This window comes from Streptomyces sp. NPDC002306 (assembly GCF_053593435.1).
This window is the reverse complement of sequence record NZ_JBSFCK010000005.1, coordinates 328,380-342,169: the sequence shown is the minus strand read 5'-3', so window position 1 is coordinate 342,169 and position 13,790 is coordinate 328,380. Positions and strand designations below refer to the sequence as shown.

At 71.5% G+C, this 13,790-nt stretch carries 11 protein-coding genes; 2 read left to right on the top strand and 9 right to left on the bottom strand.

Annotated elements, in window-relative coordinates:
* Positions 1-6: 6 nt before the first annotated feature.
* Positions 7-1,464 (top strand): peptidoglycan D,D-transpeptidase FtsI family protein, encoded by a 1,458-nt coding sequence (locus ACWCQK_RS13540; RefSeq protein WP_451155202.1) that lies wholly within the window; start codon positions 7-9, stop codon positions 1,462-1,464.
* A gap of 49 nt (positions 1,465-1,513) precedes the next feature.
* On the opposite strand, the gene ACWCQK_RS13535 is transcribed toward ACWCQK_RS13540, so the two are convergent.
* Complete coding sequence (locus ACWCQK_RS13535; protein WP_451155200.1) at positions 1,514-2,965, bottom strand: NCS2 family permease; 1,452 nt, start codon at positions 2,963-2,965, stop codon at positions 1,514-1,516.
* Between the two features lie 271 nt (positions 2,966-3,236).
* Between ACWCQK_RS13535 and ACWCQK_RS13530 the strand changes: the two genes are divergently transcribed.
* Complete coding sequence (locus ACWCQK_RS13530) at positions 3,237-3,806, top strand: SigE family RNA polymerase sigma factor (RefSeq protein ID WP_451155198.1); 570 nt, start codon at positions 3,237-3,239, stop codon at positions 3,804-3,806.
* Between the two features lie 120 nt (positions 3,807-3,926).
* Here ACWCQK_RS13530 and ACWCQK_RS13525 read toward each other — a convergent pair whose 3' ends face one another.
* The 8 genes from ACWCQK_RS13525 to ACWCQK_RS13490 all read right to left on the bottom strand — a co-directional run bounded on the left by ACWCQK_RS13525 (position 3,927) and on the right by ACWCQK_RS13490 (position 13,775).
* Positions 3,927-5,081 carry a right-handed parallel beta-helix repeat-containing protein gene (locus tag ACWCQK_RS13525; RefSeq protein ID WP_451155196.1) on the bottom strand — a complete coding sequence of 385 codons (1,155 nt, stop codon included), beginning with the start codon at positions 5,079-5,081 and terminating at the stop codon, positions 3,927-3,929.
* A gap of 198 nt (positions 5,082-5,279) precedes the next feature.
* Positions 5,280-6,593: a pectate lyase family protein gene (locus ACWCQK_RS13520; protein ID WP_451155194.1), complete on the bottom strand. Its 1,314-nt coding sequence runs from the start codon at positions 6,591-6,593 to the stop codon at positions 5,280-5,282.
* A gap of 178 nt (positions 6,594-6,771) precedes the next feature.
* Complete coding sequence (locus ACWCQK_RS13515; protein ID WP_451155192.1) at positions 6,772-8,109, bottom strand: ABC transporter substrate-binding protein; 1,338 nt, start codon at positions 8,107-8,109, stop codon at positions 6,772-6,774.
* A gap of 150 nt (positions 8,110-8,259) precedes the next feature.
* On the bottom strand, positions 8,260-9,846 hold the full coding sequence (locus tag ACWCQK_RS13510) for a family 43 glycosylhydrolase (protein WP_451155190.1): 1,587 nt from the start codon (positions 9,844-9,846) through the stop codon (positions 8,260-8,262).
* The gene (locus ACWCQK_RS13505; RefSeq protein WP_451155188.1) at positions 9,843-10,688 is read right to left on the bottom strand and encodes a DUF6807 domain-containing protein; all 846 of its coding nucleotides are present in this window, start codon (positions 10,686-10,688) and stop codon (positions 9,843-9,845) included. The genes ACWCQK_RS13510 and ACWCQK_RS13505 overlap by 4 nt, the downstream gene beginning before the upstream one ends.
* Entirely contained in the window at positions 10,685-11,947 is a 1,263-nt protein-coding gene (locus tag ACWCQK_RS13500) for a Gfo/Idh/MocA family protein (RefSeq protein WP_451155186.1), read from the bottom strand. The genes ACWCQK_RS13505 and ACWCQK_RS13500 overlap by 4 nt, the downstream gene beginning before the upstream one ends.
* Entirely contained in the window at positions 11,944-12,843 is a 900-nt protein-coding gene (locus tag ACWCQK_RS13495; protein ID WP_451155184.1) for a carbohydrate ABC transporter permease, read from the bottom strand. Before ACWCQK_RS13495 ends, ACWCQK_RS13500 begins: the two co-directional genes overlap by 4 nt.
* Positions 12,840-13,775, bottom strand: coding sequence for a carbohydrate ABC transporter permease (locus ACWCQK_RS13490; protein ID WP_451155182.1), 936 nt, complete (start codon positions 13,773-13,775; stop codon positions 12,840-12,842). Before ACWCQK_RS13490 ends, ACWCQK_RS13495 begins: the two co-directional genes overlap by 4 nt.
* Positions 13,776-13,790: the final 15 nt, after the last annotated feature.

Here is a 13,790-nt window from a genome sequence, read left to right as displayed (position 1 = left end):
AGCGGAATGAACAAGACGATCAGGCACGCATCGGTCCTCGCGCTGCTCCTCGTGTTCGCGCTGCTGGTCAGGGCGACATGGGTGCAGTTCTACGAGGGCACGGCACTCGCGGACGACCAGGACAACCGGCGCAACGCGATCACGACGTACGCGAAACCGCTCGGGAACATCATCGTCGCCGGTGAGTCGGTCACCGGCTCGGCGAGGACGAAGTACGGCGACCTCGCGTACCGACGCACCTACACGGACGGCGAGCTGTACGCGGCGGTGACGGGCTACGCCTCGCAGAGCTACGCCCCGACCCAGCTGGAAGGCGTCTACCAGGACCTCCTCGACGGCACGGACAACCAGCTCGGAAGCGCCCTGGACACCGTCACCGACCAGCGGGCGGATCCGGGGAACGTGATCACGACGATCGACCCGGCCGTGCAGAAGGCGGCCTACCGCGCGCTCGGCCACAACAAGGGCGCGGCCGTCGCGATCGACCCGAAGACCGGCCGGATCCTGGCGGTCGTGTCGACGCCGTCGTACGACCCGTCCTCACTCACCGACGCCGACACCGCGGGGGCGGCCTGGAAGAAGCTCACCGCCGACCCCGACGAGCCGCTGACCAACCGCGCGCTGCGCCGGCCGCTGCCGCCGGGCTCCACGTTCAAACTGGTCGTGGCGGCCGCCGCGCTGGAGGACGGTCTGTACACCTCGGTGGACGACCGCACCGACAGCCCCGACCCGTACACCCTGCCGGGCACCAGCACGGTCCTGCGGAACGAGAACACCTCCGCGCCCTGCGCGGACGCCACGATCCGGGTCGCGTTGCAGCACTCGTGCAACACCGTGTTCGCGCACATGGCCGTACAGCTCGGGCAGGACAAGGTCCGGGCGATGGCGGAGAGGTTCGGCTTCGACGACGACAGCCAGGACGTCCCGGTCCGGGCCTACCCCAGCGTGTACCCGTCGGGCATGGACCGGGCGCAGACGGCCCTGGCGGGCATCGGCCAGTTCGACGTCACCGCGACCCCGCTGCAGATGGCCATGGTGTCGGCGGCCCTCGCCGACGGCGGCAAGCTGGTGTCGCCGCACATGGTCGCGCGGATCACCGACAGCGGCGGCGACCTGCTGAGGAACTACGACGACGAGGCGGGGACCACCCAGGTCGTCAGCTCCGGCACCGCGGAGCAGCTCAGGTCGGCGATGCGGACCGTCGTCGAGCGGGGCACCGGCACGAACGCGCTGATCGACGGGGTCACCGTCGGCGGCAAGACCGGCACGGCCCAGCACGGCGAGAACAACAGCGAGACGCCGTACGCGTGGTTCACGTCGTACGGCACGTCCGACGCGACCGGCGAGCAGGTCGCCGTGGCGGTCGTGGTCGAGCAGTCGGACGCGGCCCGTTCGGAGGTCAGCGGCAACGGGCTGGCGGCGCCGGTGGCCAGGGCGATGATGCGGGCCGCGCTGCGCGGCTGAGCGCGCCCGGGTCCCCGCCGCCCTCCTCGGGCGCGGGGACCCGCGGAACCTACTTGACGCCGAGGATCTGCTGGAGCGGATCGATCGCGAAGTACACGAGGAACAGCGCCGACGCGCCCCACAGCAGCCAGTGGACCTCCTTCGCCTTGCCGAGCACCGACTTGATCAGGACGTAGGCGACGAAACCCGCGCCGATGCCGTTGGTGATCGAGTACGTGAAGGGCATCACGGCGATGGTCAGGAAGGCCGGGATGGCGATCTCGTACGAGTCCCAGTCGATGTTCTTGACCTGGGTCATCATCAGGAAGCCGACCGCGACCAGGGCCGGGGCGGCCGCCTGGAGCGGGACGATGGTGAGCAGCGGGGTCAGGAACAGCGCGAGGGCGAACATGCCGCCGGTGACCAGGTTCGAGAAGCCGGTGCGCGAGCCCTCGCCGACGCCCGCCGCGGACTCGATGTAGGAGGTCGCCGAGGAGGACGAGGCCGCGCCGCCCGCGACCGCGGCCGCGCCGTCGATGAGCAGCACCCGGCCGAGGTGGGGCACCTTGCCCTCGTCGTCCAGCAGGCCCGCCTCGGCGCTGATGCCGACGACCGTGCCCATGGTGTCGAAGAAGTCGGACAGGACCAGTGTGAAGACCAGCAGGACCACGGTGAGGGCGCCGGTCTCGCCGAACGCGCCGAACAGGCTGAAGTGACCGAGCAGTCCGAAGTCGGGAGTGTCCACGACCTTGTCGGGCCACGCCGGCGTGGTCAGGCCCCAGGACTTGATGTCGGCGAGCGAGTCGATGACGATCGCGACGACCGTCATCGTCACGATGCTGATGAGGATGGCGCCCTTGACCTTGCGGGCGAGGAGTCCGACGGTCAGCAGCACGCCGAGACAGAAGACGAGAACCGGCCAGCCGGTGAGGGTGCCCGAGCCGCCGAGCTGGACCGGCACGGTGGTGCCCGCGATGTCGGGGATACGGCTGACGAAACCGGCGTCGACGAAGCCGATGAAGGCGATGAACAGGCCGATGCCGACGCTGATCGCCTGCTTGAGCGGCTGCGGGATGGCGTGCATGACGGCCTCGCGCAGACCGGTCGCCACCAGCACGCAGATGAGCAGGCCCTCGAGGACGATGAGGCCCATCGCGTCGTCCCAGCTCATCAGCGGGGCGATCTGGAAGGCGACGACGGCGTTGAGGCCGAGTCCGGCGGCCAGTGCCAGCGGGAGGTTGCCGCCGACGCCCATGATGATCGTCATGACGGCGGCCACCAGGGCGGTGGCGGTGGTGAGTTGGACGGCGTCGAGCTGGTGGCCGAACTTGTCCTTGGCGCTGCCGAGGATGATGGGATTCAGGACGAGGATGTAGGCCATGGTGAAGAACGTGGCGAAGCCGCCGCGTATCTCCCGGCCGAAGGTGGATCCCCGTTCGGAGATTCTGAAGAACCGGTCGACTCCGTCGGCCGCTGGTGGGGCGGCGCTCGGCCGGTCGGTCACCTTCTGTTGTTCGGACATGGCGGGTACTCCTCGTCGCCTGAATGATCGGTGCGCGGATGCTGGCTGGATTGTTCCCTCGTCCAACCGGTTTCAGGTTTTCCCCGTGTTACGGAATCGGGCTCGGGCAGCCATCCGCCGTTCAAAGCACCGTACGAGCAGGGCCGTTGACCACTGCTACGCTTCCGGATCTCGTCCCGGCCGTCCCCTCCGGGCTTCCCCGTGTCATCTACATGACATACATAGGCGCCGCCTTGCCGAGGGCGCGCTTCGCACCGAGAAGAGGTCATCCGTGGGCACGGTCGTGGACGACGCCGCCGCCGTGGAGTTCCATGCCTTCTTCGAGCGCCACTACGGCGAACTCGCGCGCCTCGCCCATCTGTTGACGGGAGAACCGGACGCCGCCGACGATCTGGCGGCGGACGCCCTGCTGGCGCTGTGGCACCGCTGGGACCGGGTCCGGGCCGCCGGCCACCCGGCGGCGTACGCGCGGGGTGTCGTCGCCAATCTGGCCCGCACACGGATCCGCAGCGCCGTGCGCGAGCGGCGCAGGGTCGCGCTCTTCTGGTCACAGCGCATGGAGACGGTGGCGGAGAACCCGGACGTCGCGAGCGTGCTGGACGTCCGGACGGCGCTGAGCGCCCTCCCGTTCCGCAAACGCGCCTGTGTGGTGCTGCGCCACGCCTGCGATCTCTCGGAGAAGGACACCGCGCTGGCCCTGGGGATCTCGGTGGGTACGGTCAAGAGCCAGACCTCCAAGGGCATCGGTGAGTTGCAGAGACTGTTCGGCGCCCACGGGACGCGGCGTAAAGCGCACGCGGTGATGGCCCGCACCGGGAAGGCCGGGGGAAGGGCCCGATGACGACGCGGCGGGCCGGGCCCGACGAGTCGCGCGCACCGGCGACGAGGGCGCCTTCCGGGAGATCCGCCGCGAGGGCGACCGGCGGGGGCGTACGCCCGGCCCGCCGGCCGCCGGGAGACGTCAGTTCATGGCCGTGCCGATCTCGGTCGCGCCGGTGGTCAGGAACCTGGTCGCGGGCAGCGACCCGTCCGCCCCGCGCGCCCCGCGCGCCGTGGCCGCGTCCGTCGACCTGAAGGCCGGGGTCGGCACCCCGCCGTCCCAGTTGTTGGCCGCGGACACCGTCGAGGGGCCGAGCTCGGCCGGGCCGCCCTTGTCACCCACGGCGAGGTTGCGGGCGAGCCGTGCCCTGCCGGTGGCGAAGGAGAAACCGGCCCCGGTGTTCGCGTACGCGGTGTTGCGGTTGAGCACGACGGCACCGGTGTCGGAGTGCGCGGTGAAGCCGTTGAGGGCGTTGCCCCAGGCCGCGTTCCGGTTCACGACGTGGGCGACCGTGGCTCCCCCGCCGCCCAGGTCGAAGCCGTCGCCGCTGCCCGCGAAGGCCGGGTCGTTCCAGCGGTTCCCGCCGTTGCCGAACGCCCAGGAGTGCTCGATGGTGACCGGCGAGGAGAACCGCCCCAGGTCGAGGCCGTCGTCCGAGTTGTCGTACAGGCGGGCGCCGGTGATCCGGTTGCCCGTGCCCGAACCGGACTCGACCGCGAGGCCGTCGGCGTTCCCGCCGTGTCCGGCCGCGTCGTAGTTGCCGTGGCTGTCCAGGTTCTGCACGAGGTTGTCGACGGTGTGGTCGCCCCGCAGGGTGAACCCGCTGTCGCCGTTGTCCGCGGTGACCAGGTTCCTGAAGACACCGCCGGTGGACGAGGTCACCACGAGACCCTGGGCCGGGGAGTTCTGGAAGGTGAGGTTCTGCACGGTCCAGTAGCTGCCCTGGATCGCGGCGAGCCCGGAGCCGGCGGGCAGCCGGGAGCCGTCGATCCGCACCGACTCGCCGTCCTGGGCCTCGAGCGTGATGCGAGCCGAACCGTCGCCGTCGGCGCTCGACTTGAGCGTGGCGGTCGGGTGGTAGGTGCCGCCGCGGACCTGGATGACGGTACCGGCGGCGGCGTGCGCGACGGCCGACTCCAGCTGCGCGGTGGTGGACACGGTGACCGTGGTGGACGCGGCCTGGGCACCGCCGTACGACAGACCGAGGAAGACGACGCCCGCCCCCGCGGCGAGCGCCGACGCGGTGGCGATCGGGAGGGTGCGCTTCCTGCGGTGGCGTCCGGTGCTCTGACGCACGGAGGGCTCCTTTCCTTGAGGGATGTGCGCAGTCCGGTCGCCGCCGGGGCCACGGAAGGTTGCCGCGGCGGAGCGAGATCGTGTGAAGATCTCACCGGTTCCCTCCGTGCGGTCGGCGTACCCGCCGTCGAGGTCGGAGTACTGGCCGCCGAACTCGACGGCGGCCGTGCGGTGCGCCCCGGCCCGGTGGGCGGGACGTCAGCACAGATGGCCGGCGCCCGCGCCGCGGTCGACGAGGCGCGGGACGGCCCTCGCCTGGTCGATCCGGGTGCGCAGGGTGGGCGTCCACCCCGCGCCCTGCTCCAGCGCCTCCGCCGGGATCTCCGCGTTGTGGACGGCGATCAGGTCGGTGAGCCTGCCGTTGACGTGGTTGTCGGCGGCGGTGAGCGGTGCCACGCTCCATCGCTTCAGGGTCTTCGCCGCGCTGATCCCGTCCGGCAGCGTGAACGCGTTGTGCTCGGCGACGAGCCGGGACTCCTTGCCGATGCCGAAGCTGTAGGAGTAGCCCGCCCCGGCCACGAAGTGGTTGTTGTAGGAGTCGACCTGCCCGAAGCGGACCCGTGGCGCGCGCTCCACCAGTCCCGAGAACAGGTTGTGGTGGAAGGTCACCTTCAGGTGGCCCCGGTCGTCCACGGCGGTCGACTCGCTGTCGCTGTTGCCGATCAGGATCGCCTTGTCGTGCTCGGTGAAGACGTTCCAGGAGGCGGTGACATGGTCGGCGCCCCGGACGATGTCCAGTTCGCCGTCGTGCTGCTGGTAGAGCATGCCGAAGTAGGCCGGCGCCGCGCTGTCGGGGTGGCTGCCGTCGGTGAACGTGTTGTGGTCCAGCCAGACATGGGTGGCGCCGTGGACGACGGCGGTGTCGTACTCGGAGTTCCAGTTGCCGCCGGCGCCGTCGGTGGGGTCCCACTGCGGGAAGCAGTCCAGGGGACTCTCCAGGGCGAGGTTGCGCACGATGACGTTGTCGACGGCCTTGATCTGGAGGCTGACGCCCCTGAACCCGGCGTTCCTCCCGATGCCGATGACGGTGGTGTTCGCCGGGATCTCCACCTTGACCGCCTGGTCCTGCCGGGCGGCGGAGGCCCGGCGCAGGCCCTCGGGGCTGTCGTCGGGCTCGGCGCTCAGGTCGGTGTCCAGGCCCCAGGCCCCGGGTGAGTACCTGGCCAGATAGGCGTCGAAGTCGTAGCCGGGCGCGGCGAAGGCGTCACAGCCCTCGGAGACGGCGTCGATCGTCCCCTTCACCTTGATGATCTTCGGTGCGGCGCCGCCGGCGGCGAGGGCGGCCTTGAAGCCGGCCCAGGTGGTGACGGTGTGGACGTGCGCGGCGTCGGCCGCGGCGCCGCCGGTGGTGCCCGTCCCGTAGGAGCCCCAGCCGTCGTGCGCGGCGAGCACCTGCCGGGCCGGGTCGCGCGGGGACTCGCCCGCGGCGGCGGGGCCGGTGACGGACAGCACCAGGGCCGTGCAGCCCACGAGTGCCTGTATGGCGCGAGCATGACATGTGCGTGTACGCATGATGCGGGTCTCCTCGGTTGCGCGGCCGGGCGACGGTCGCCTCGGGCCAGGTCGATCCGGAGCAGGGGGACGCCGGTCCCCCAGGGACACGGGAACGCCGACTCCCCGGGGGCGCGGGGAACCGCGCGGCCGGCCACGACCGGCCCGCGGTCACCCCGCGACCGCACCACCCGAGCGGTCAGTGGTTCTTCTTCCAGTCGGCCTGCGCCGCGTTCAGCTGGTCGGCGAGCGTGCCCAGGAAGTCCTTCGCGCTCATCTTCCCGAGCAGCAGCCTCTGGAAGTTCGGCTCGTTGTCCGCCTTGGAGATCGTGTTCCAGTCGGGCAGGTAGTACGGCAGCTGGACGATCTTCGTGCTGGTCCCGTTCAGCGCCTCCGCCGCCAGCTTCGTCGGCTCGGCGTTCTGGATCCACGCGTCCTTCGCGGCATCGGTGTTCGCGGGCACCTGCCCGGCGGACTCGTTGAACTTGGAGTTCTCCGCGGCCGAGAGCGCGAACTCGATGAACGTCCAGGCCGCCGCCTTGTTCTTGCTGGACTTGAACAGGCTGAGCCCGTCCACCGGGTTGGAGATCTGCACGCGGGTGCCGTCGTCCGCCGTGGGGTTCGGGACGCCCTTGAACTTGTCCGCGCCCAGCGCCTTCAGATGGTCCTGGTAGGAGCCCAGGTTGTGGCTCAGCATGCCGATCGTGCCGCTGTCCCACTGGGCGACCATCTTGGTGAAGTCGTTGTTGACGTCGGCGGACGGGGTGTCCTTCTTGTACAGCGCGACGTACTTCTCGAGCGCCGCCACGTTCTTCGGGTCGTCGACCGTGGTCCTGTCGCCGCTCCAGAACGAGGTGATGCCGGTCTGGCCGTACACCGCGTCCAGGGCCGGCGCGATGGACCCCTCACCGCCGCGGATGGTGAACCCGAACTTGTTCGCACCCTTGTCGGTGAGCTTGTCGGCGGCCGCGTAGAACTTCGACCAGGTGGTCGGGGCGTCGAGTCCGGCGGCCTCGAAGAGGTCCGTCCGGTACCACAGCGTGCCGTTGTTGGCGGAACTCGGCACCTGGTAGAGCGCCTCTCCGCCGCCGGCGGACTTGCTGACGTCGAGCAGGTTCCGGCTCAGCTTGCCGTTCAGCGGACTCTTCTCCAGCCGGCCGTCCAGCGGCTCCAGCGCTCCCTGCACCGCGACCTCGGCGAGCACCGCGGTGCCCACCCCGCCGACGTCGGGCAGGCCGCCGCCCTGGATGGCGGTGTCGTACTTGGACTGGGCGCTCGCGGCGGGGATCCCGACGTAATTGACCTTGATGTCGGGGTACTTCTTCTCGAAGTCGGCGATGATCTGCTTCCAGATCTCGGTACGGACACCGCCGTTGTTGTCCCAGAAGGTGATCTCGCCCTTGCCGGAACCCTCGCCGCCCTTGTCCCCCGCCGCTCCGCTGCCGTCGTCGCCACAGGCGGTGGCGGTCAGCGCGAGCACGGAGCCCAGGGCGACGGCCAGGGCGGCGCGCCTGCTTCCGCGGATGCTGCTCTTCATAGGTCGGCTCTCTTCTTCCGGATGCGGCGGGGTCATGAGGAGGTGGACGGGCTCGGTCACATCGCCGGCACCGGCGACACCACCGACGGGTAAGCGCTTGCTAGGGAAGTGCGTCATTGCGGCTCCCAACAGGCGTGCGGATGGACGGGATTACAGGGAACTGATCCGGAACCGGGTGAACGTGGCCGCGCCCGCGTGCCCGTGGCCCTCGGGCGCGAGCGCGAACAGACCGAGCCGGGCACCGGCCCACTGCCAGGGGGTGGCGGCGAAAACGGGACCCGACGGACGGAAACCGCCGGCGGCGGGAGACTCGGGAGACGTCGCGGGGAGCCCGGGTCGTGCCCCCTCGGGCAGCGGCGCGGCGGAGAACCGGCAGCGCGCTCCGGCCCCGATCTCGATCCGCAGCCTCACCCGTCCCCCGGGCGCGAGCCGCGGCGGGCCGGCGTCACGCTCCCGCTCGGCGACGGACTCCGCGGCGGACTCGGCGGCGGACTCGGCGAACCGGTGCACGAGGCGCACCGCCCGGTCCGCGCCCCGCTGGAGGCCGATCCAGCCGTACGCGTCCCCGAGGACCACGAGCCCGGCCCGCGCCCCCGGCTCCTCGCTGCGCAGCCACAGCTCCACCTCGACGGCGACCGGCGTCCCGGGCAGCCGCTGGGTGAGGACGTTCGGCAGTCTCCGCAGGTCGTGCGGGTCGGCCGAGCGCGCGCAGGTCAGCCGCAGCCCGTCGGCCGAGTGCCGGGTGGACCGGCCGTCCCGCGGGCCGGCCGTCCACGACCACTGCCGGCCGAACCGTCCGCCCGGGAAGTCGTCGTCGGTGGCGGGCGCGGCGGGCGGCTGCGGAGGCAGGGCGGGCCGCCGGTGTTCGGCGACCGGCGCGCCCTCGTCGCCGATCACCGGCCAGTGGTCGGCGCCCCAGCGCATCGGCTGGAGATGGACGACGCGGCCGTACGCGCCACGCTGCTGGAAGTGCAGGAACCAGTCCTCGCCGGACGGAGTGCGCACCCAGCCGCCCTGGTGCGGGCCGTTGACGTCGGTGTCCTTCTGTTCGAGGACGATCCGCTCCTCGTACGGGCCGAAGAACTCCCGGGCGCGGAAGGCGCCCTGCCAGCCGGTGCCGACTCCCCCGGCGGGCGCGAGGATCCAGAACCAGCCGTCGTGCCGGTAGAGCTTGGGGCCTTCGAGGGTGAACCAGCCGGGGATCCGGTCACCGTCGACGATCAGCTCGCCGTCGTCGAGCAGGGAGGTCCCGTCGGGGTGCATCCGGTATCCGGTGAGGCGGTTCTTGACGCCGGAGCGGGACCTGGCCCAGGCATGGGCCAGATACGCCTCACCGGTCTCGTCGTCCCACAGGGGGCAGGGGTCGATGAGTCCCTTGCCCCGCTTCAGCAGGTGCGGGCGGCTCCAAGGGCCGCGGATCGCGGGGGCGTTGATCTGGAAGATGCCCTGGTCGGGGTCCCCCCAGAAGATCCAGAAGCGGTCGTCGTGATGCCGCAGCGACGGGGCCCAGACCCCGCCGTCGGGCCGCGGCGAGCCGAACTCCGTTGCGGATTCAAGGTGTTCGAGGGCGTGGCCGACCAGGGTCCAGCCGACCAGATCACGGGAGTGCAGCAGCGGCAGGCCGGGGACGCCGCCGAAGCTGGAGGCGGTGAGGTAGAAGTCGTCGCCGACCCGGACGACGTCGGGATCGGACCAGTCGGCGTTCAGCACGGGGTTGCGGTAGGTCTCGTACGTCACCGGCCGACCGCCTTCCGCACCAGCGCGGCGGCCTGGTCCCGGCCGAGGCGGCCGTCGGCGACGACGGTGACGATCCGGCGTACGGCGGTGTCCCCGGGCTCGATCGTCAGCCGTTCCTCGGCCGCCAGGGACGAGCCGACGCCCGGGTAGTCGGCGGCTCGCACGAACCAGGGGTCCTGTCGGGTGGTGTCCGTGGCCCCGGCGAAGACCAGCGTCCAGGTGGCGCCCGCCAGGGCGAGCCAGTCGGCGCGGGTGCCGTGGACGGCGGCCTCGCCCTCGCCGTCGGCGGTGAAGACGTCCGGGGCCCCGGGCTCTCCGCGAGCCCGCCAGAAGTAGCCGCCGTAGGCCGCTCCGGGGCGTCCGTTGGTGGCGGGGCTGCCGATCGACAGCGGGGCCGGGGTGACGTTGGTCAGGCCGAAGGCGAAGTCCAGCGCCCAGGCGGACGCGGTGAGTTCGACGGCCGCGACCGTACGGCGCTCGCGCAGCAGCTCGGTGCCTGCGGCCGTCCAGCGCAGTCGCGCCGTGAAGCCGGCGGCGTCGCACAGCTGGAACGCCGTGTGCCGCTGGGTGCCGTGGTCGTCGAGCTCGGTGGGGCCCCGGTCGCGGACGTAGGTGCGCCCGCCCCAGAAGTTGTGCCCCTCGACGTCGGGAACGGCGACACCGACGCCGAGGTGGTGGGGGTGGTCGGCGGGGCCGAGCTCGGTCACCGCCGTGCCGGCCAGGGTGGTGACGGGGTGCAGGTAGGGACGCGGGGAGAGCCGGGCGGGCAGCTCGGGCCGGATCACGTACCGGGCGACGGGGCGGCCCGCGACCCGCAGGACCGGCGCGTCGTTCGCCGTCATCGGGTGCTCACCTCTTCCGGGTTCGCCGGGGTGGGCGCCCAGGGGGCGCCCAGTTCCGAGTAGAGGGCGAGGGTGTCGGCGGCGGCCGCGACCAGCGCCTCGACGCCGGGCACGATCCGGCGGCCGTCCCCGGCGAGCGGGCGCCAGGCGCCGGCGGGCAGCGGGGCCGGGTCGGGGGCCAGCCGGATCGCCTCGACGACCTTCATGAACGCGCCGGTCACGTCCGGCGGGACGAGCAGCGCGGTCCCGTCGGTGACATGCGCGACGAGGTTCTCCAGCAGGTCGGTGCGGCCGTACTCGTACTCGCGCGGGCCGTGGTCCGCGCGCTGGAGCAGCACGCGGTCCTGTTTGTACCAGAAGGTGATATGTCCGTGGCTGCCGTGCACGACGACGTACGGCTCGTCCGGCCGCTCGGCGCACAGCGTCGCGGCGACGGTGATCCGCCGGCCCCGCGCGGTGGTGACGCGGACGCACGAGGTGTCGTCGGACTCGATGTCGTTGGCGCGCAGCAGTTCGGTCTCGACGCCGGTGACGTCCCCGGCGCGGGAGGAGCCGCCCAGGGCGAGGGCGGTGGCCACGGCGTGCGCGAGGGGGTTGGTGAGGACGCCGTCGAGCACGTCGACGCCGTTCAGCCGTCGTCTGCCCGCCCAGGGAGCCCGCCGGTAGTAGGCCTCGGCGCGCGCCCAGGCGCCGGCGCCGCCGATCCCGGTCACCGCGCCGATCGTCCCCCGCTCGATCAGGTCGCGGATCGCGGGCAGGGCGTGCGAGCCCAGCGACTGGAACCCGATCTGGCAGCCGACCCCGGCCTTGGCGACCCCGTCGGCCATCCGGCGGAACTCCGCGTAGGAGGGGGCGGGCGGCTTCTCCAGGAGCAGGTGCGAGCCCCGTCGCGCGGCCGTCAGCGCGAGGTCGGTGTGGGTGGGGATGGGCGTGCAGATCACGGCGATCCGGGCACCGGTGGCGTCGAGGAGCGCGCCGAGGTCGGCGGACTGCGCGGGGGCGCCGAGACCGTCGGGGATCTCGTCCGGGGTGAGCGGGGTCAGCTCGCAGATCCCGGCCAGCCGGACGGCCCCCCGGTCCTGGAGCCGGCGGATGTTGTCGAGATGCCATCGACCGTGACCGCGCGCGCCGGCGAGGACCACGGGGAGCGGGGCGGTCGGGGAGGTGTTCGCACGCGTGCGGGTGTACGTCCGCGGCTGCGGGGCCGGGGGCGTGTGCGAGTCCCGGTGTCCGGGCCGGCTGTCGCCTCGGGGCCTCATCCCTTCACCGCCCCCGCGCTGAAGCCGGTGATCAGCCACTTCTGGATGAAGGCGAACACGATCACCACGGGCAGGGCCGCGATGATGCCGCCCGCGGCCAGCCCGCCCAGGTCGACGCTGTCCGAACTCATCAGGGTGTTGAGGCCGACCGGGATGGTCTGCTTGTCCTGGTCGGAGAGGAACATCAGGGCGAACAGGAAGTGGTTCCAGGCGTGCACGAAGGCGAAGGAGCCGACGGCGATCAACCCGGGACGCAGCAGCGGCAGTACGACGATACGGAAGGCGGTGAACCGGGTGCAGCCGTCGACCCAGGCGGCCTCCTCCAGGGAGTACGGCACGTTCCGGATGAAGCCGCTGATCAGGATCATCGACAGCGGCAGCTGGAACACCGTCTCCGCGACGACGACACTGCCCAGTGAGTTGATCATCCGGAGCCCGGCGAAGATCTGGAAGAGCGGCACCAGGAGCAGCGCGCCCGGGACGAACTGCGAGCACAGCAGGACCAGCATGAAGGCGCGCTTGATCCGGAAGTCGAACCGGGCGAGCGCGTAGCCGCCGGCCAGGGCGACGACCGTGGTCAGGAACAGGGTCGCCACGCCGACCAGCACGCTGTTCTGGAAGTAGGTGCCGAAGCCGCGCTCCGTCCAGACCTTCTCGAAGTGCTCGAAGGTCATCGGCCAGGGCACGAGCGAGGTCGAGCCGGCCGGGCGCAGGGCGAAGAGCAGGATCCAGTAGAACGGGATCAGCGTGAAGAGCAGGTAGACCGACAGGGGAAGGTAGATCTGCCAGCGCGGGGCCTCGTCCCAGGCCTGGCGGCGCCGGGCGGGCCGGGGGGCCTCGGGGGCGGCCGGCCGCCCGGGAGCGGGGGCGACCGCGGTGGCCTCCTTGGTGCTCACTTGTCCTCGCCTCCGAACTTGCTCAGCCGCAGATAGACGACCGAACAGAAGAGCAGGATCACGAACGCGACCGTCGTCAGGGCGGACGCGTAACCGAAGTTGTGGGCGTCGACGCTGGTGTTGGCGATGTACAGCGGGAGCGTCGTGGTCTCGCCGGCCGGGCCGCCGCCGGTGAGGGTGTAGAGCAGGTCTACGTTGTTGAACTCCCAGACCGCGCGCAGCAGTGTGGACAGGACGATCGCGTCCTTCAGATGCGGCAGCGTGATGTGCCAGAACTGCTTCAGCCGGCTCGCGCCGTCGACCTCGGCGGCCTCGTACAGGTCCTTGGAGACGGACTGGAGGTCGGCGAGGATGAGGATCGCGAAGAAGGGGACACCGCGCCACAGGTCGGCGACGACCGCCGCCGGGAAGACGGTGGAGGTGTCCGAGAGCCAGCTGGTGCCGTAGTCGCCGATGCCGAGATCCGCGAGGTAACGGGTGATCCCCGTCTGGGAGTTGTAGAGCAGCACCCAGATCGCGGAGGTCAGCACGCCGGAGACGGCCCACGGGGAGAAGACCAGGGCGCGGCCCACCCCCCGGCCGACGAAGGTCTGGTTGACGATGAGCGCCAGCGCGAGACCGCACAGCAGTTGCAGACCGACCTCGACGACGACCCACTGGGCGCTGAAGGTCAGCGTGTCCCAGAACTGCGGGTCTGCGGTGAAGGCGTGCACGAAGTTGTCGAAGCCCGCGTAGCCGTTGCGCCACGGCTTGGTGGGGTTGTAGTTCCGCAGGCTGTAGAAGAAGACGCTGACGACCGGGTAGGCGATGAAGCCCAGCATCAGCAGGGCCGCCGGGGCGATCAGCAGGTACGGCAGCCGGCGGGGCGTGGCGGAGGCACGGCGTCGCCGGGGTGGCACGGGCGGTTTCGCCACGGCTGCGGCTTGGGCCATGACTGGTCTCCGTTC